Genomic DNA, 16,970 nt, shown 5'->3' on the forward strand with positions numbered 1-16,970 from the left:
CCCCAGCTGGTTCAAGCCGGGGCAAGGTTGCACATGGGTCAATTCTCAATGACAATTTCCGCTGTTGCCGGGTCAAATCTCAGTGGCAATCAACAGCAAGACAACCGAGCGGGATTGCACCTTTGCTGCCTGACTTCGGCCCGATCTGGCAAGCTCTCGCCGTGCAAGCTTTTCGGTAAATCGGGGCAGGTTGCCTACTATCTGCCTATTCGCGCCAAACGCCCCAAGGGCCACCCTCGCGGGATGGCTGGCAACTTCTTGCTTTTCTTGGGATTTTTGGCTCCGGCGGTAGGGGCCGGAGTGAAGGTGCAGCTAACACACTGATTTATCGATGAATAAGAGCCTCTTGCGAAATCAGCTCAAAAGGTCTTGTCACCATAAACATGCAGCACCTGGTTTGGACTTTCAAGGCCTGTTCGCGGGATGGCGCCTGAGAACTGCTGTCACGTGATATGATCGGACCCCGTTTATCCGGGATCTGCAGCCAGCAAGACCTTGATCGTCTCGGCACGTGCCATGGCATCTTGCGAAATCGCGTCCATCACAAAATCCGGCACCTGATCCTGCACCGCCTCGCGCGCACGGGCGAGGGCAGGGCCGAGGCGATCCACTAATTCCGCAAGCAGAGCCAACGCACGACCCTTAGGCAGACCGCTGGCGCGCGCTTCATTCTCGAAATGGCGCGGGACGATATCGTCGATGCGGTAATGACCATCCACGGACATCGCCATGCGATAGCGCTTGCGCTGCAGCCGCCCCGCCTGCACGACAGGGGCAATGCTCAGGACATCATATAGCGGTGCCAGGCGGAAACGCCCTCGGCGACCAAGATGCAGGCTGAAGTTCTTGGCATGCCCATCAGAGGCTCCGATCAGATAAAAGAACATCTGCGCGCGCAGAAATGCCTCACGATCAAGGATCGGCTCGTCGGATTCGCGCAGCAGTTCCATGATCTGCCGAATGCTCGGACCACCCGAGCGCTGATATTTCTGTGTCGAGGCAAAACCGAGCGCCTGACAAAGATCCTCTTGCGGCAGACGCGTCAGCACCGCACCATTCCAGCGCCGGTCAAAGCGTTCGACCGCCAGCGCGCTGATGCCGGGCAGGGTGATCCGTTCGACCGAGGCCGCAGGCAGGCCAATCTCTTGGGCAAGGGTCATGCAAAACAGTTCGTTTTCAACGCTGTCGCTCAGGTCGATCTGGTCCGGCCCCGGCAGAACACCCATCGGTGTCTTGAAGATGTGACTGGTGGGCGTGATCCCGCGCGGCTTTGCCCAGCGGTCGCCGATCCTGAGGTAAGCGGTCTTTTCCTGCGCGCCGGCAATCGAGATCCTGAAATCGTCGTCCGGCCCTTGCGCCAGAGGGGCCATGGCCAGCCCCCGCAGATCGGCTGCCATCTCGGCTGCGCTGATCACACGATAGGCCATGTCCTGCGCTTCGGGCATCTCGCCTTGCGGCAGAAACTGCAGCGCACCCACGCAGTCTCGTCCCAGCACCGACAGCAGCGAAAACACGTCCTTGTCTGGCGCCGCGACCCGCTCGGCGATCTTGGCGCGCAATTCGCCCTCGGCATCTGGCAAGAGGTTGTCGAAGGCGGCAAGCACCAGATCCCCCCGTTGTGCGCCCTGCACCAAAGGCAGGACGCTGGCGACCGGAAAGGCATCTTCGCTCGCCAGCCACGCCGGGGAATAGCTGAAGCCGATCCCGCCATCCGCAGCCTTGACCAGCGTGCCGACGAGGATGTGCCCATGCCAGACGCCGGTCCTGGCCTGCCTTGCGCCTTGCCGGACGCGCTGCCTACGTGCCATGCCCGGGCGTATCCGCTTGTGCTGCGCGGGTGGTCATGCACAACTCGCCGCCGAGGGGCTCGAGCAACCGCAGATAGACATCAAGGCTCACCGAGACGACACCGGTCTCGATGTCGGAAATCGTCGATTGGGCCGTGCCTGTCGCCTTGGCGAGTTGGTTTTGCGTGAGGTTGCAGGCCTTGCGGCGCGCGCGCAAAGCGGCACCTGCCTGCCGCAAGCTGCGGATGCTGGTTGGGGGCAAACTGTCCATGCGGATGTATATAGCCCATGCGCGATATGATTTAAATATCCCTTATGAGCTATTTTTCGTGAATATCGTTTGTTGACGATAGCGGCCGATGGCGAAAATTCTCTGCGCTTCGGAGCGAGCGGTGATCTGAACCTTCGTTGAGCAACGAACGCTGGCTTATCGGGATGGCCGCCTGCGCCTGACCGCAGACGGCTGGGCGCAGGGCTGGACCGAGGTTTTCCCCGAGCTGACCGAGGAAGAGCGCCGCCTGGCCGAACTGCCCGGCTTTACCGCTGAACAGCGCGACGCGTTCATCCTGGCCGATCCGGTGCTGAACGACGGCCTGCCCGCCCATACCGGCCATGCGCCCGAGTCCGATCCGGTCGGAAATGTGATCTCGACGCCGATCACCGAGGAAGAATATGCCCAGATCTTGGCCCGGGCCCGTAACGAGCCGGGCGTCGCCTCTGGTGCGGGCCAGCAGGTCGGGGCAGACTGGTTGAATGCAGGGATCCGCACTGGCGCCATGCCAATCCCTGCGTCCGTGGCAGAGAGGCTGGAAGGCCGCCGGTTTGGCAGTTTCGATGCCTATCGGCGGGCGTTCTGGAAGGCGGTCGCGCAGGAGCCGGAGTTGATGGGGCAGTTTGACAGGCGCAGTCAGGAAGCAATCAAGAAGGGTTTTGCACCATCGACACCCAAATCGGTTCGGGTTCGTAAACGTGATCGATGGGAGTTAGATCACATAAATCCACTATGGAATAACGGCGAACTGTATGGTGCTGATAACCTTCAGATTATGCCACCAAAATCGCATATAGAAAAAACACGTGAGGATATGAAGGGATACCGGAGTTGATCGACTACATGAAGACAAAATCAATCTCTGAGCTTACCAAGCAAGAGTTTTTGGATTTTGTTGTATTTCTTGGAATGGCGCCTGGAAATACGGAGGCTGAAAATAGCCGCTGGAACAGGAAATTCGAAGATTTGGCTGAACACCCAAGCGGCACTGACCTACTTTTCTATCCAGAATCGGGAAAGGAATCGGACGAAGCTGTTGTCGATGAAGTCGAGCGCTACCGCCACGAAAACGGCCTTCCCGGTTTCAAGGACAGCGATTTCTGATCTGATTTACCTCCTGCGCCAGGGCCACCAGAACGGAAACATCGCGCCGGCCGATGCAGAAGTAAATCAGTGCCCACTGGAAACCGGGCTCATGGCCGCGGAACGAAAGGAAGCCAGTCATTGCGCAATGATGGCGCGCGTAGGCACGCTTGGAACCAGTCCTGACGGGGCCTCCTCTTTACCAGGCCTATGTCGTGACAGCGCGATTGCTTCGTCATGCCGGGCGCTGCATAGCCAATTGGCTATAAGTTTATAATATGGCTCATGAGCTATTTCCGTGAGGTCTGTGCGGTTTCTGGCAGGCCTTGCGCCTGGCAAGAAGCCTCCAGCAGGTATTGCAGGACCTCAGATTTCCAGCGGGGGCAGGGCGCGGACAATCTTTATCGTTTCGAGACTGACGGTGATCACCCGGCGTAGGAGGTCGAAGGGATAGCGCGGATCGCCGACGGTTTCATTGGCATAGTCGTTGGCATCGTTGATGATGCCGCTGTCCTTGTCCTGACGGATGGCCTGGCGTTCCATCACCCAGTCGATGGCGGGTTTGCCGTTGACCACATAGTCATAGGCGGCAAGAGGCACGTCGATCAGAGTGATATTGGCGTTGTAGTGGATGACCGAGCGGTCCTTGCCCTTACCGAAGGCCATTTTCTCGATCCGGAAGAACTGCTTCGGGTCGTCGATGCTGGCCAGTGACAGGTCGCCCTGTTTGATGGTCACGGGGTAGGGCTCGACGGTTTCATAACCGACATGCAGATCGCCGAGGGCGCGACCGGCCTGGACGAAGGCCCAGAAATCGGCGGGCTTCTTCACGCAGGGGATGCGGGGCAGTTCCTTGGTCAGGTTGTCGGCAAAGCGGCGGCGGTAATCCTCGGAATGCAAGAGGCCATAGGTGTAGTAGAAGATGTCATCCCTGCTGATCGCCTCACCCGGATAGGCCACCTGGAAATGCTTCAGCCCCGCATCGGTGATGCCGTGCCGGGTGCGGTAGGCGGGTTTGTCGTCCTCGACCACCGAAAAGAGGTCATCGCTCGCATCGGTATCAACGCGGTCATAAAGGGTCAGCGGGAAGCATTGCGACCCATCCATGGCTGCCACATGCAAGCTGGGGATATCGTTGAGCAGGAGCACGGAAAGACCCGCGCGTCCGCCCGTGCCGGACAAGGCAATCACCTTATTCTCAAGCCCAGCTTCCGGGAAGATCGCCGGGATCTGATACATCCTCTCATTCAGGCGGCGGCTGAAATAGAGATGCTGACGGAAAAATGGCCGGTAAGTCGCGGTCACGATCTGACCCTCCTCGAAAGCCAGAGGCTTTAGACGGGCAAGGTGGTTTTTCAATCCATCAGACCATGAAATGTCGCGTGGCGCGTCTCGGATGAACTCTTTGGCTGCTGTGGTGGCTTTGACTGCTGCGAAATCGGAAAGCTTGGTGTTATAGTAATCAACCGTGTGCTGGATTTGCCGTTCCAGCCGGGTTTTCGAGGAATTGAAGCACCAGGCATCGCGCTGTGTTTTTAGGCCCGCCGAATAATTCTCGAACAGAACCTTGGCGTCCTTGTCCTTCTTGTCGCCAATGCTGATATAGCCCGCCACCGAGTCATCGCGCTGTTTCAGCCAGTCGCCATGGGCATCGGGCACCACCTCTTGCCAGCCGTCTTTTGCGGTGATGCCCCGGATCGAGCGGAAGCCCGCGATGATCTTCAGCTTGTCTTCGCGGCTCAGGTAATCGCCAATGTCGTGGTAGAAGACTTGTCCCTGTTTTGCCGCATTGGGGTTCTTGACGAAAAGCGTAACCACGATAGGCGCGCGGCTGCCTGCGCCGAAAATCTTGCCGCCTTCGCGTCGAGATGTCTCGCCGCTGGTGCGCTGGTTGCCGCGTAGGTGGAAGACGTAGATCGCGGAAAACTCCTCGACCAGCGACTTGCGCATGCCATCGCCGGTATTGGCGTCGATCCACCCGCCATTGGTCACATAGGCCAGCACGCCACTGTCACCCAGACGGTCAGCGCCCCAACGGATCGCACGGATATAGCTGTCGTAAAGCGCGTTCTTGTTGGTGGCGGTGGAGCGGTCGGCGAAGGTTTCGCCGATCCTGCCATCAAGATGCGGATAGTTGATATGGTGCGAGACCGCATAGGGCGGGTTGCCCATGATGACGCGGATGTCGAGGTCCTGCTGGCGGCGGCGGCGTTCCGAGTTGTCGGGCATGACGAGGGCCAGTTCGTCCTTGCCCTCGGACATAGCAAAAGTGTCGGTCAGCAGGATGCCGTTGAAAGGCGCGTAACTTCCCGAGAGCCCTTCATAGACGGACTCGATGTTGATCGCGGCAATGTAATAGGCCAGCAACACGATCTCATTGGCGTGCAGCTCATAGCGGAACTTGTGTTCCAGCTGGTCGGGCTGGATCAGGCCCGATTGCAGCAGGCGCGTTATGAAGGTGCCCGTGCCGGTGAAGGGGTCGATAATATGGACGCCTTTGGAGCCGAGGGTCTGGCCGAACTCATCCTCCAGCACATCATTGACGGAACGGATAATGAAATCGACGATCTCGACAGGGGTGTAAACGATGCCCAGCTTATCACGGGTGCCCTTGAAGGCCACGCCGAAGAAGTTGTCGTAGAGCTGGCGGATCAGGTCCTGCTTGGCGGCAGGATTGGTGATGCCCTGCGCCTTCAGCCGGACCGAGTGATAGAATTCGTCAAGGTCGCGGCTTTCCTTTTCCAGATGCGCGCTTTCCAGCACATCCAGCACACCCTGAATGGCGCGGGATACCGGGTTTTCGGTCGTGAAGCTGTGGCCCTCGAAAAGGGCGTCAAAGACGGGCCGCGTGATGATGTGCTGGGCCAGCATCTCGATGGCCTCGGATTCAGAAATACCGCCGTTCAGGTCATCGCGAATTTCGGCAAGGAAGCGGTCGAATTCCGCGCGTGCCGGGCCGGGCGTTGACAGGATCGCCTCCAGCCGGGTGATATGGGCCATGGCGATGTCGCGCAGGCTGGCGGCCCAGCGGTCCCAGTATTCGCGGTCGCCGCATTTTCTGACGATTTTCGCCATGATGGCGCGGCTGAAATCATCCAGGATCAGACCGGGAAGGTCGGGCTGGCGGTCGTCCTCGATGACCGCATCGCCATCACGGGCTGCACCTGCGATGTCGGCGCGGGCGGCTGCGGGGCGGGCGGGCAGGGTTTCGACCGTCGCGGTGACCGAGGCCAGTTCCTGATCGCTGATGATCTGGATCCGGTCGGAGACATCCTGACCCAAAGCCATCTGATTGATGGTCGCGTCGAAGCGTTCGTCATGGGCGCGCAGCGCGTTCAGAATCTGCCAGACGACCCGATACTTGTCGTTGTCGTTCAGCGCCTCTTCCGGGGATTTACCGGCCGGAATACCCACGGGCAGGATGACATAGCCCATCCGTTTGCCCGGCGCGCGGCGCATGACCCGGCCGACCGACTGCACAACGTCGATCTGGGATTTGCGCGGATGCAGGAACATGATCGCATCCAGCGCGGGCACGTCCACGCCTTCGGACAGGCAGCGGGCGTTGGTCAGGATGCGGCAGGTCTGATCGGAAGCTTCGGCCTTGAGCCAGTCCAGCAATTCGCCGCGTGTCTTGGCGTTGAAGGTGCCATCGACATGCCGGGCCTCAACCCGAAGTGGCGAATTCTGATATTCTGATATTCTGATATTCTGATATTCTACAGCTATCTTCTTGATGTTGCAAGGTTAAATATTCATTATAAGCGTCCGAAACCGCAGAAAATTCTTCTTGCACCAGCATGGATGACCGGATGTCGCGGCAAAATGCCAGCGCGCGGCGCATGGGCTGGGCGTCGGCACCCAGGTCGTCGCGGATGTCCGTTTTGGTCAGCGCCTTGTAGCAGCCAAGGATGCGGGTCGCGTCGTCAAGGATCAGCCCCGAGGTCGGGTCCTCAATCCGGCTTTGCACGGATTTTGCCACCAATCCTTCGTCCATGGCCAGAACGATGACCTTGTAATCGGTCAGCAGCTCATTTTGCACGGCCCAGCCAAAGCCGCGATAGAACAGGGTCGGACCAAAATCGTCCTCATTGTCCATCGAACGCAGTGTCACGCCAATGTCGCTGGCCCGCGATTTGGCGCCATCGCCATAGATGCGGGGGGTGGCGGTCATATACAGCCGCTTGTCGCCGCCGATGACCTCATCGCGGTGGATGCGGATGAAATTGCTTTCTTCCTGCCCGTCCAGCGCGGCGCCGGTGGTGCGGTGGGCCTCGTCGCAGATGATCAGATCGAACCGGCCCATGCCATGCACGTTCTGCGCATCCGATACGGTCTGGATCGACTGATAGGTGGCGAAAACCACGGTCATTACGCCGGGTGCGGCATCGGCAACGCCCGCTGCCAGAACGCCTGCATCGGTGGTGGCGGGAAAGGCCAGATCCAGTGTGCTGATTTCGGCGACCTCATCCCGGGCAACCCGTCGCTTGCCGACCTGCGTGTCCGAGCAGACGGCAAAAGATCGCAACGCTGTCGTGCTGTCATGACTCCATTCGCGGACTGTCTGCGCCATCAAGGCCAGCGAGGGGACAAGGAACAGGATCCGGCCATCGGCACCGACCAGATCCTCGGCGATCTTCAATGCGGTAAAGGTCTTGCCCGTCCCACAAGCCATGATCAGCTTGCCGCGGTCATGGAGGGTCAGCCCGGCGCGAACAGCGTCAAGTGCCTCGCGCTGATGCGGTCGCAGATCTTTTCTAGGTTCCAGAACGATGTCGTGTCGGGCGGCGAAGCTGTCCCATTGGACCGGAGAGGCCCGCATCTCGGACAGGCCGATCCGACGCACCGGGATGGTCTGTCCGATCAGCATGTCCTCGGCATTGACCGACCATTCGCCTTCGGTCGAATCCATGACGATCCGGTCGGTGAAAGGCGGCCGGGAGGATGCGGCAAGGAAGGAATCAATATCTGCTTTGGCGATCTTGTGGCGCGGGGCGTAGAATTTGCACTGGATGGCGGCAAAACCAGCATGTCCTCGCAGTCTGGCGACAAGATCAATGCCGACATCCTTGCCATTCCAGCCGTGATCCGCAGCCCAGTCAGCCCAGGTCTGGACCTCGTCATAGCGCTGTGCCTGAACGGGGTCGTGCAGCAGGAAGGCTGCGCAAAGGCGTTCGTAATAGGTGCCCTTGTCACGCTCGTTTCCGGCCGCTTCGCGGTAGCTTTCAAGAAGGGAATCAAGCGGAAGGGTCATGGAAAATCGCTGTTCTGAAAGGGCTGCGGTGACCATATGGGCAGAATGCGGGGGCGACAATACGGATGCCCCGATCATGATGATCCCCAGTCTGCGTGGCCGGGACGCAGTTGCCAAGAACGCGGCCTGCTGCGGTGAATGTTCTCGTGATATGAAAGCCCTGCCAATCGAGGTCAATTGTGATCGGTGTCAGTCACCGGCGCAGGAACTGGCGTCGATTGCCGGGATGATCCGGGAGCTGTGCCGTATCCTCCCCTGACGGTGCTTCCTGTTGGCTGAGAGGGGCCGGATGCGTCGAAATGGTGATCGCCGTCACACTTCCGCTCCCCTGATCATCCGCATGGCGTCATCAAGCACGGTCTTCTGAAACTCCTCTCTGATCTGGCCGTCGAGGGAGAGGATTGTGATCTTGATCTGGAGCTCGGCGCGGTTGTTTGCCGGGGTCTGGGCGATCTTGGTCTCTATAGCGTCAATGCTTGTGCTGATGTCGGTCATGGCGGCGAGGTGGGCGCGACCGGTTGGGGTTGCGAAGCCAGCGGTTGCGGCGCGGCGGTCGTGATTGGCGTGGTGGGACCAGGCGCGTTGCCAGTCGGCGAGGGCGGTGGTGAAGATATGGCGCGGGGTTTGGGACCGGGGTTGGGGCATGGGGCGCCTCGCCGTTGCTGGAAGGGATGATGTGGAAGAAAGCCGGGCCTCCCCGGGGTTCTGGAGCCTTTATCGCTGCGCTGGTGGGGGCGTGGCCACTGCCGGGGCGGCATTCTTCAGCCTGTTCGGCAGGCCGGAGGCTGAGAAGCGTCGGGCGATGAAGACCCGCTTTCCGGCTCGGGCGCTGCGGCCACGACCTCGATCGTCCTGACCTGATCGAGCCATTTTGCCGCCTCCTGGCCGGAGAGTTCGCGGCGGGTGACGAGGGTTTGGGCCATGTCCGCGAGCAGGGCGCGATGCGGGGTGAGGATCTGCAGGGCTTGAGTCTCGGCGACTTCGATGCGTTCGCGCAGGCGCTGGCGGATGGCCTTGTCGTGCAGCCAGTGGGTGGTCTCGCCTAGCCAGAGCGGGCCCTCGGCGCCGAGGCCGAAGCGGGTCTCGATGGCCAGCGCGATGCGGGTCGCGAGCGCCAGATCGGAGTCGTCGGGGCCGCCGGCGCCCGAGGTGACCTCACCGAAGATCAGCCGTTCGGCGGCGCGGCCGGCCATGAGTTCGGCCAGCAGATCGGTGTGATCGGCGATCAGGCCGGCGCGCGGGGCGCGGCGGATGCGGGTCTGGCCGCCGGCGCGGTCCAGCGCTATGCGCTGGATCTGGCCATGGCCGAGGGCCGCCGTCACCAGCGCATGGCCGCATTCGTGGATGGCGATGCGTTGCGTCATCGCGGGGTCGTCATCGGCGCCGAAAGCCGCGCGCAGATCCTCGGCCATGATCTGGCGCCCGGCGCGGCGGGCCTGGCCGCGCAGGTCGCGCAGCGTGGCGTCGAGATCGGCCATGCTGTGGCCGACGGCCTGTTGCGCCAGCGCGCTGATCTCGGGCTCCGGCAGGGTCAGATGACGGCGCAGCACGCCCGCCAGCGCGACGGCATCGGGCAGCGGCACCGCGAGGCGCTGGTCGAACCGGCCCGGGCGCAGCACCGCCGGATCGATCAGATCGGGGTGGTTGCAGGTCGCGACCACGACGACGCCCTCGTCGCGCGCGATGCCGTCCATCAGCGCCAGAAACGCATTCACCACCATGACGCGGTAATTCTGATGCGGGCCGCGATCCGTGCGGGTGCCGACGGCGTCGAGCTCGTCGAGGATCAGCATGGCGGGGGCGCGGCGGCGGGCCTCGGCAAAACTCTCGCGCATGGCCTTGAGCATGTCGCCCAGATGGCCCGCGGCCTGCCATTCGCCGAAACTGGCCGGGACGGCAGCAAAGCCCGCAGATCGTGCCATGGCCTGCGCGAGCCAGCTTTTGCCGGTTCCGGGCGGGCCGTAAAACAGCGCGGTCCGGGACAGCTCGTTCCAACCGAGTTCGCCCGCGCGCCAGAGCTGCAGATCGGCGACCATGGCGCGGGCGGCGCTCAGCGCCGGGCTGTCGCCGGTGATGGCGTCGAGGTTGGGCTGGTCATGCTGGGCCAGATTCTCGGCCGCGCGCAGGGCGGACAGATTGCGGGCGACCTCGGCTACCGTGGCGCCGCGGAGCGCGATCAGCAGGTCCGCCATGCCGGGGTGAAAGCGGTTCATGGCGATATGCAGCGCGGCGATGTCGCGGGATTTACCCGCCGGATGGGTGCGGGCCAGCAGCGCCTGCAGGACCTCCGCGTCGACGGGGGCGAAGTCGATGATCTGCATGCGGTCCTGCAGTCGGGGCTCGGGCAGGGCGCCGCCCGCCAGCACGATCAGCAAAGGTGCGGCGCTGTCGAACCCGATCATCAGCAGCCGCGTCAGATCGGCAGGGCGATCCCCGCTGCCGATGGGGATCAGGCGCAGGCAGCGCGGCGGCAGGCGCCGGGTCGGAAAGCTGTCCAAAGGCTTTTGCTCGCGGATCTGCCAGATTGCGGGCACAATGCAGGGCAGGATGTATTGCAGCGCGGGCCAGTCTTCGGGCGGGACGCCGCGCAGCAGCGTGATGGCGTTCGGCGTGATCGCGGCATTGACGGCGGCCTGATTGCCGAAGCTGGCGGCAAGGCGCAGGCCCGTCAGCAGCGTCCGGCTGGTCAGCATGGGCGGCGTGGGGTTTGCCATGCGGGCCGGGTTATCGTCGGTGGCATCCGCATCGGATTCCGGTGAATCCTCGTGATCCTGCAGGCGTTGCAGGAGCTTATGGGCGAGATAGCTCCAGCCGGGTTGGGCGGGTTTGGAGGCTTTCTTCGGGGCGGATTGCGGGACGGGCTGATGCTGGGTCATGGGCGGTTCCGGGACATGAGAGGATGGTCCGCGCTGCAAACGGGCGATGCGGATAATGGTTGGGGCGCTGTCAGTGGCGCGGAGACGGACGGGATCGAGAACGGGCGGGCTGGTGCCGTGGAGGCCGTAGCCGCTGGCGCCGCCGTTCGGGTCGTGATGCGAGAGACAGCAGGCTGGTCGTCGGCTCTTCTCAGCCTGACTGTGCGTCTGCCTCTGCCGCGATACGGTCGAGTTCGGCCTCGATCATCGGCAGCAGGCCCGGGCGATAGATCTCACGCACCACATTCATCGCGCCTGCGAGTTCGGGGGCGGGCACCACGGCCTTGGGATGGGCGCTGGTCAGACGACGATGCGCGGCCTGTTCCGCCCCGCAGGCCAGATGGCCCGAGGCCATCGCCAGCACCCGCAGCACCTCGACCTGCGCATCTTTGGCCAGACCGAGTTGATGGCGGTGGCGCTTGACCGGATGGGCGCTGTAGCCCAGCTTGAGATAGTGCCGGGCGGAACGATCCGTCGTCGCGGGCAGACAGATGCGGAAGAGATAAAGGAAGCTTGGCTTCGCATTCCAGCCCCGGCCGCAGCCGGCGCAATCGCATTGGCCCCAGAGCATATTGGCCTGCGCGATGCGCTGCACATGGCCGCAGTGATGGCGATAGAGCCGGTAGTTCGGTCGCCCCGAAGGACAGTGCCCGAGCCGTTCCCAGCCAAAGCGCCGCGCCTCGCTGGCCTCACGCTCTGCGTGGCAGGTCTCGCAGCGCAGCCCGGTCTGGCCCTTGGCGACCCGTTCGATCAGCTCGAACTGGCGCGCCAGAACATGGTCGCAGGGCGCGCGGAAACGGCCATAGCCGCGCCGATCCGGATCGGGGCTGAGGAAGGTGACCCCCGCCGCTGTGGCTACTGCGCTGCGTCGGGCGGCCAGGCAGTTCGGGCAGAGCGGCTGGTGGCGCATCAGCGTGAACAGCTTGGCCGTGACGCCGCCACCGCAGGTCCGGCAGCGCAGCTGCAGGTGATGGCGGTCGCGGATGCGGGCGATGAGGTCAAAGCCCTTGGCGGCGGCGGTTGCCTGCCAATGTGTATGGATCGGGCCGGGAAAAACGGGCGTTTGGTGTGTCGAAGGCATGAGGGATCCTCCCGTGAGGCGGGATGCGTGGAAGGCGCAGGGCTGCGGCGAGGTGCAGCCCACGGCGGGGAACCTGGGAAGGGTGGCAGTGTGGCGGCGCGGTGCGCATCAAGGCAGTGCGCGAAGAATCCGCCGCGTCATTGCTGTGCAGACCAGAACCCGGCGGGCCGAACTCTTCTCCGGGCCGCGCGGGTTCAGGCCGTCGAAGGTCGGGTGCTACACGCCGGGCGCGGCCTGCATGACCTGCGGATACGCGTCGGAAGCCATCGCCATAGCAGCATCGGCGGCCGGAACATCCTCGGGCATAATCTCGACGCAATTGCCGTCGACCACCAGCGCATGGTCGGGCAGGGCGGCGAGCTGCGCCAGCGCGCGCCGCGCCTCGGCCAGCATCAGGTTCACCCGCAGCGCCAGCGGATGCCGGCCCGGGCAGCGCAGCAGCGCCCCGGGCGTCGCGACACGCGCGTAAAGCTGCGCGAATTCCCCGGCATCCTCGCTGAGCACCAGCGCCCGGGTCAGACGCGCAATCCGCAACAGCGGCCGATCCTCAAGCCGTTCGGCGGGCGTGTCACACAGCGCATCCAGCGCCGCCCCGACTGCCGCCCGCGCGGCCTCGGCATCGCGCAGCCAGTGATCGCAGGCCGGATCCCAGCTGCCGGAATGCTCCAGATCCCGCTCGGCCTCGATCCACGCCCCAAGCGCCCGCTGCATCACGCCAAAGCGCCGCGTCACCGCGCTATGCGTGAAACCTGGAACATAGGCTTCCAGAACGCCAGCAGAATGAATAGATTGGTAAACAGTCATGGTCGATCTCCTACAAGGTTGACCTGATTAGGGCCGACAGAAGTGTTGGTAGCACTTCTTCGGTCCGCATATTCAACATATGCTCTATGACACCGGTTGTCAATATTCAGCATATCGTTTAATCGATGGCTTATGTCAAAACAGACCATATTCCCCGTGAAAAAGCTTGTGAACCTGACAGAAGATCAGGCGCAACGGATCAATGATTTCCGTTTCGAGAACCGGATTGCATCAGAAAATGAAGCCATCCGGCAACTGATCGAGCTCGGGCTCCGGGCTTCGGTGGGACCGGGTTCCTGAGCGCCCTAAAGTGCCTCATGCAATGGCTGGACCTGACCGCGCCATCTGCGGATAAATAGTCCGGTCGCCGAAGACCGGGCAGCGCGAAGCTGCCGCCGATGCCAAAATCAATCAGGACCGATCATGCGCACTCGTCTTGCTGCCCTTCTCGCCCTCATGATCGCCACCGGGTGCACGGTCGGGTCCGGCGCCGTGGTCAAGGGGGCCGGGCCGGACGACCTGCTGAAACTGCGCGAAGGCCCGGGCCTCAATCACAAGATCATCATCGGCCTGCCCGACGGCACGCGGCTTGTCCGCCAGAACTGCGTGACGAACAACGGCAAGCTCTGGTGCAAGGTCGCGCTCGCCGACAGGCCCGGTGTCTCGGGTTATGTCTCAGCGGAATATCTCGCGCTGAGGTGAAAATGGCGCCCGCCACTGCCGCACGCGCACGATTATATCGCGCCGCCCGTCCGCGCCGCAGCGGCATCACTCCACCTCGATCAGTTCGTCATCGTCGAGCGGTCGTTGCAGGTGACGGGCCTCGGACCAGGCGGCGCTCAACCAGGTCTGGATATCCGCAGCCGAGGTCAGGATCACCGGCATGGCCTTGGGATGGATGCGCCCGACCACGCTGTTCGGTGCGCAGGTCAGGAAGGCAAAGAGTTGGTGATCGCCGGGCCGGGGCGTCCTCGCCGAGCCCCGGGTGCCCTGCCAGCCCGTCCAGATCCCGGCAAAGAAGAACAGCGGCCGCGTCCGGTCCAGCGCGAACCAGTGCAAGGGCTTGCGCCCGGTCACCGGGTCGGGCCGCTGGCCGTATTCCGAGAAGGCCGTCGCCGGCACCACGCAGCGATGCGCGACGCCAAGCCAGCGCCGCCAATGCGGGCTGGCGGTGTTGCGGATGTTCGTCACGCCGCTGTCCGGCGCATCCGGCGCCTTCAGGAATTGCGGTGGCGTCGGCATCCCCCAGGTGAGCCGCGCCAGTTCGCGACCGCTGCCGGTGTTGCGCAGCACCGGCGCCGGGCGGTCCGGATAGATATCCAGCGAGGGTTCAAGATTGCCGACACTGTCGGACATCGCCCCGGCAATGTCGCGGATCGCCTGCTGGTTCGTGGTCAGATTATACAGGTTGCACATCGGCTTGCCTCCTCCGGCCACGGCATGCCTGTCGATATGGGCCCGAATGGCGCCGATCACAAATCCCCCGGTGGCGATTGACTCACGGCTTAAACCGGAACAAATGGGGAACACAATGCATTGAGTCCCACCCCGACAGGAGCCCGACACTGCCATGTCCGCGCCTCGTTCCGATCCGGCTCTCGTGGCGCTGCGGCAGCGGATCGCGGCGATCGAGGGCGATCACGCCCCGCCTTTGGCGGCGCTGCCCTTCGGCCTCTCTGAGCTTGACCGCCGCCTGCCCAAAGGCGGGCTGGCGCTTGGCTGCCTGCACGAGGTGGCGGGCGGCGGCAACGGCGCCACCGATGGCGCGGCGGCGGCCTGTTTTGCCGCCGGGATCGCCGCGCGCCTGCCGGGGCAGGTGCTCTGGTGCGTGACGCAGGCCGATCTGTTCGCGCCGGGGCTGGAACAGGCCGGCCTGCCCTCGGGCCGGGTGATCCATGTCGAGGCGGGCGACGACACCTCGGTGCTGGCCTGCATGGAGGAAGGGCTGCGCCATGGCAGTCTGGCCGCCGTGGTGGCGGATGTGGCGCGGCTGTCGATGACCGCCTCGCGCCGGCTGCATCTGGCGGCCAAGACCTCGGGCACCACCGGCATCGCCCTGCGCCGCTGGCGCAGGCTGTCGGACGCCAGCGATTTTGGCCAGCCGACGGCGGCGATGACGCGCTGGCGGGTCTCGGTGCTGCCGTCCTCGCCCTTGCCGGTGCCGGGGCTGGGCCGGGCGCGCTGGCTGGTGGAGCTGCTCCGCGCGCGCGCCGGAGAGTCGTTCGATCTGGAACTGGAGGCATGCGATGGCACGGGTCATCTCGGTCTTCCTGCCGATGTGGCCGGTGGATCGGCTGCGGCGGCAGGATGGCATGCCTTCGGATAGGCCGCCGGAAAGGCCATTGGTGCTGGCGGGCCGCATCGGCAATCGCCGCCTGCTGACGGCGGTGGATGCGCTGGCGGCGGGGCTTGGCCTGCGGCCCGGCATGCCGGTCAGCAAGGCGCAGGCGCTGGTGCCGGATCTGCGGATCGCGCCTGCGAATGTGGCCGAGGATCTGGCGAGCCTCGAACGGCTGGCCTTCTGGATCCTGCAGCGTATCGCGCCCATCGTCGCGGTCGATCCGCCGGACGGGATCGTCATCGACGCGACTGGCGCCGCGCATCTGCATGGCGGTGAGGACGCGCTGCTGGAGGCGCTGACCGGGCGGCTTGCGCTCTCGGGCGTGACGGCGCGGGCGGCGGTGGCGGGGACATGGGGCGCGGCGCATGCCATGGCGCGGTTCGGCGGCGAGCTGGCCGACATGCCGCCCGAGGCGCTGCGGCTGCCCGCGGCCACCGTCGCCGGCCTGCGCGATATGGGCTTTGGCCGCATCGGCGATCTGATGGTGCAGCCACGCGCGCCGCTGACCCGCCGCTTTGGTCCCGAGCTGATGCGCCGCATCGACCAGATGTTCGGCGATGCGCCGGAACCGATCGATGCCCTGCGGCCGGCAGATGTGATCGAGACCCGCCGCGCCTTTGCCGAACCCATTGCCGCGCCCGAGACCATCGCGCGCTATATCGGCAAGCTGGTGGCGGCACTTTGCGCGCAGCTGGAGGCGCAAGGGCTTGGCGCTCGCCGCCTGGACCTGATCTGCCACCGCACCGATCGCGAGATGCAGACCGTGCGCGTGGGCCTGGCCGTGGCGCAACGCGATCCGGCCCGGCTGACCCGGCTGCTCTGCGACAAGATCCCCGGCATCGCCCCGGGCTTTGGCATCGAGATCATGACACTGGCCGCGACCATTGCCGAGCCCCTAGCCGCGCGCCAGACCAGCACGCTTGCCCCCGAGGCGCCGGATCTGTCCGGTCTGATCGACATTCTGGCCAATCGCGTCGGCGCGCAGGCGATCTACCGCATGGCGCCCGTCGACAGCGATGTGCCGGAACGCTCCATCCGGCGCATTCCGGCACTGGCCGAGGACAGCGGTGCGGGCTGGCCGCATCACTGGCCGCGTCCGTCGCGCCTGCTGCCGCGCCCCGAACCCATCGACACCATGGCGCTGCTGCCCGACCAGCCGCCGGTCTGGATCGCCTGGCGCGGCGTGCGCCGCCGCATCGCCCGCGCCGATGGCCCGGAACGCATCTTCGGCGAATGGTGGACCCGCGAGGCCGAGCGCATCGCCGTGCGCGATTACTTCCGCGTTGAGGATGATGCCGGCGAACGGCTGTGGATCTTTCGCGCGGGCGACGGCGAGGATGCCGCCACCGGCTCGCATCGCTGGTTCCTGCACGGGATCTTTGGATGAGATATGCCGAGCTTCAGGTCACCTCGGATTTTTCCTTCCTGCGCGGG

At 63.9% G+C, this 16,970-nt stretch carries 16 protein-coding genes; 6 read left to right on the plus strand and 10 right to left on the minus strand.

Annotated elements, in window-relative coordinates:
• On the plus strand, window positions 1-324 hold a 324-nt coding region (locus DFP89_RS20615; protein WP_220269880.1), incomplete at its 5' end, for a hypothetical protein.
• A 143-nt stretch (window positions 325-467) separates the two neighbouring features.
• Here DFP89_RS20615 and DFP89_RS18690 read toward each other — a convergent pair.
• Genes DFP89_RS18690 through DFP89_RS18700 form a run of 3 tightly spaced genes read right to left on the minus strand, consistent with a single transcriptional unit; the run spans window position 468 to window position 2,392 of the window.
• Window positions 468-1,808: a HipA domain-containing protein gene (locus tag DFP89_RS18690; protein WP_114350844.1), complete on the minus strand. Its 1,341-nt coding sequence runs from the start codon at window positions 1,806-1,808 to the stop codon at window positions 468-470.
• Window positions 1,798-2,058, minus strand: coding sequence for a helix-turn-helix domain-containing protein (locus DFP89_RS18695; RefSeq protein ID WP_114350845.1), 261 nt, complete (start codon window positions 2,056-2,058; stop codon window positions 1,798-1,800). The genes DFP89_RS18690 and DFP89_RS18695 overlap by 11 nt, the downstream gene beginning before the upstream one ends.
• A 49-nt stretch (window positions 2,059-2,107) precedes the next feature.
• On the minus strand, window positions 2,108-2,392 hold the full coding sequence (locus DFP89_RS18700) for a hypothetical protein (protein ID WP_143793000.1): 285 nt from the start codon (window positions 2,390-2,392) through the stop codon (window positions 2,108-2,110).
• On the opposite strand from DFP89_RS18700, the gene DFP89_RS20190 reads away from it, so the two are divergent.
• Window positions 2,366-2,893: an HNH endonuclease signature motif containing protein gene (locus tag DFP89_RS20190; RefSeq protein ID WP_147273355.1), complete on the plus strand. Its 528-nt coding sequence runs from the start codon at window positions 2,366-2,368 to the stop codon at window positions 2,891-2,893. The genes DFP89_RS18700 and DFP89_RS20190 overlap by 27 nt on opposite strands.
• Complete coding sequence (locus tag DFP89_RS18705; protein WP_114350847.1) at window positions 2,890-3,162, plus strand: bacteriocin immunity protein; 273 nt, start codon at window positions 2,890-2,892, stop codon at window positions 3,160-3,162. Before DFP89_RS20190 ends, DFP89_RS18705 begins: the two co-directional genes overlap by 4 nt.
• Before the next feature lie 345 nt (window positions 3,163-3,507).
• On the opposite strand, the gene DFP89_RS18710 is transcribed toward DFP89_RS18705, so the two are convergent.
• The 6 genes from DFP89_RS18710 to DFP89_RS18730 all read right to left on the minus strand — a co-directional run bounded on the left by DFP89_RS18710 (window position 3,508) and on the right by DFP89_RS18730 (window position 13,195).
• The gene (locus tag DFP89_RS18710; RefSeq protein WP_342770959.1) at window positions 3,508-6,879 is read right to left on the minus strand and encodes a type ISP restriction/modification enzyme; all 3,372 of its coding nucleotides are present in this window, start codon (window positions 6,877-6,879) and stop codon (window positions 3,508-3,510) included.
• The gene (locus DFP89_RS20620) at window positions 6,809-8,395 is read right to left on the minus strand and encodes a restriction endonuclease (protein WP_220269882.1); all 1,587 of its coding nucleotides are present in this window, start codon (window positions 8,393-8,395) and stop codon (window positions 6,809-6,811) included. The genes DFP89_RS18710 and DFP89_RS20620 overlap by 71 nt, the downstream gene beginning before the upstream one ends.
• A 312-nt stretch (window positions 8,396-8,707) precedes the next feature.
• On the minus strand, window positions 8,708-9,040 hold the full coding sequence (locus DFP89_RS18715) for a hypothetical protein (RefSeq protein ID WP_114350848.1): 333 nt from the start codon (window positions 9,038-9,040) through the stop codon (window positions 8,708-8,710).
• A 116-nt stretch (window positions 9,041-9,156) separates the two neighbouring features.
• Window positions 9,157-11,271, minus strand: coding sequence for an AAA family ATPase (locus DFP89_RS18720; protein WP_114350849.1), 2,115 nt, complete (start codon window positions 11,269-11,271; stop codon window positions 9,157-9,159).
• A 190-nt stretch (window positions 11,272-11,461) separates the two neighbouring features.
• Window positions 11,462-12,391 carry a hypothetical protein gene (locus DFP89_RS20430; RefSeq protein WP_181870400.1) on the minus strand — a complete coding sequence of 310 codons (930 nt, stop codon included), beginning with the start codon at window positions 12,389-12,391 and terminating at the stop codon, window positions 11,462-11,464.
• A 216-nt stretch (window positions 12,392-12,607) separates the two neighbouring features.
• On the minus strand, window positions 12,608-13,195 hold the full coding sequence (locus DFP89_RS18730) for a hypothetical protein (protein WP_143793004.1): 588 nt from the start codon (window positions 13,193-13,195) through the stop codon (window positions 12,608-12,610).
• A 423-nt stretch (window positions 13,196-13,618) separates the two neighbouring features.
• Here DFP89_RS18730 and DFP89_RS18735 point away from each other — a divergent pair, with 423 nt between their 5' ends.
• Window positions 13,619-13,897, plus strand: coding sequence for an SH3 domain-containing protein (locus tag DFP89_RS18735; protein WP_114350851.1), 279 nt, complete (start codon window positions 13,619-13,621; stop codon window positions 13,895-13,897).
• Between the two features lie 66 nt (window positions 13,898-13,963).
• On the opposite strand, the gene DFP89_RS18740 is transcribed toward DFP89_RS18735, so the two are convergent.
• Window positions 13,964-14,611, minus strand: coding sequence for an SOS response-associated peptidase (locus tag DFP89_RS18740; RefSeq protein WP_114350852.1), 648 nt, complete (start codon window positions 14,609-14,611; stop codon window positions 13,964-13,966).
• A gap of 154 nt (window positions 14,612-14,765) precedes the next feature.
• Here DFP89_RS18740 and DFP89_RS18745 point away from each other — a divergent pair, with 154 nt between their 5' ends.
• Both DFP89_RS18745 and DFP89_RS18750 read left to right on the plus strand, forming a co-directional pair.
• On the plus strand, window positions 14,766-15,521 hold the full coding sequence (locus DFP89_RS18745; protein ID WP_114350853.1) for an ImuA family protein: 756 nt from the start codon (window positions 14,766-14,768) through the stop codon (window positions 15,519-15,521).
• On the plus strand, window positions 15,442-16,923 hold the full coding sequence (locus DFP89_RS18750; protein WP_114350854.1) for a Y-family DNA polymerase: 1,482 nt from the start codon (window positions 15,442-15,444) through the stop codon (window positions 16,921-16,923). Before DFP89_RS18745 ends, DFP89_RS18750 begins: the two co-directional genes overlap by 80 nt.
• The last annotated feature ends 47 nt before the right edge of the window (window positions 16,924-16,970 follow it).

The sequence above is a fragment of the Paracoccus lutimaris genome (assembly GCF_003337565.1).
Taxonomy (GTDB): Bacteria; Pseudomonadota; Alphaproteobacteria; order Rhodobacterales; family Rhodobacteraceae; genus Paracoccus; species Paracoccus lutimaris.

Coding starts and splice junctions, on each gene's coding strand:
- DFP89_RS18730 (WP_143793004.1), bottom strand. CDS start 13,195: ATGACTGTTTACCAATCTATTCATTCTGCTGGCGTTCTGGAAGCCTAT.
- DFP89_RS18720 (WP_114350849.1), bottom strand. CDS start 11,271: ATGACCCAGCATCAGCCCGTCCCGCAATCCGCCCCGAAGAAAGCCTCC.
- DFP89_RS18750 (WP_114350854.1), top strand. CDS start 15,442: ATGGCACGGGTCATCTCGGTCTTCCTGCCGATGTGGCCGGTGGATCGG.
- DFP89_RS18715 (WP_114350848.1), bottom strand. CDS start 9,040: ATGCCCCAACCCCGGTCCCAAACCCCGCGCCATATCTTCACCACCGCC.
- DFP89_RS18700 (WP_143793000.1), bottom strand. CDS start 2,392: ATGGGCGGGCAGGCCGTCGTTCAGCACCGGATCGGCCAGGATGAACGC.
- DFP89_RS18735 (WP_114350851.1), top strand. CDS start 13,619: ATGCGCACTCGTCTTGCTGCCCTTCTCGCCCTCATGATCGCCACCGGG.
- DFP89_RS18690 (WP_114350844.1), bottom strand. CDS start 1,808: ATGGCACGTAGGCAGCGCGTCCGGCAAGGCGCAAGGCAGGCCAGGACC.
- DFP89_RS18745 (WP_114350853.1), top strand. CDS start 14,766: ATGTCCGCGCCTCGTTCCGATCCGGCTCTCGTGGCGCTGCGGCAGCGG.
- DFP89_RS20430 (WP_181870400.1), bottom strand. CDS start 12,391: ATGCCTTCGACACACCAAACGCCCGTTTTTCCCGGCCCGATCCATACA.
- DFP89_RS20620 (WP_220269882.1), bottom strand. CDS start 8,395: ATGACCCTTCCGCTTGATTCCCTTCTTGAAAGCTACCGCGAAGCGGCC.
- DFP89_RS18740 (WP_114350852.1), bottom strand. CDS start 14,611: ATGTGCAACCTGTATAATCTGACCACGAACCAGCAGGCGATCCGCGAC.
- DFP89_RS18695 (WP_114350845.1), bottom strand. CDS start 2,058: ATGGACAGTTTGCCCCCAACCAGCATCCGCAGCTTGCGGCAGGCAGGT.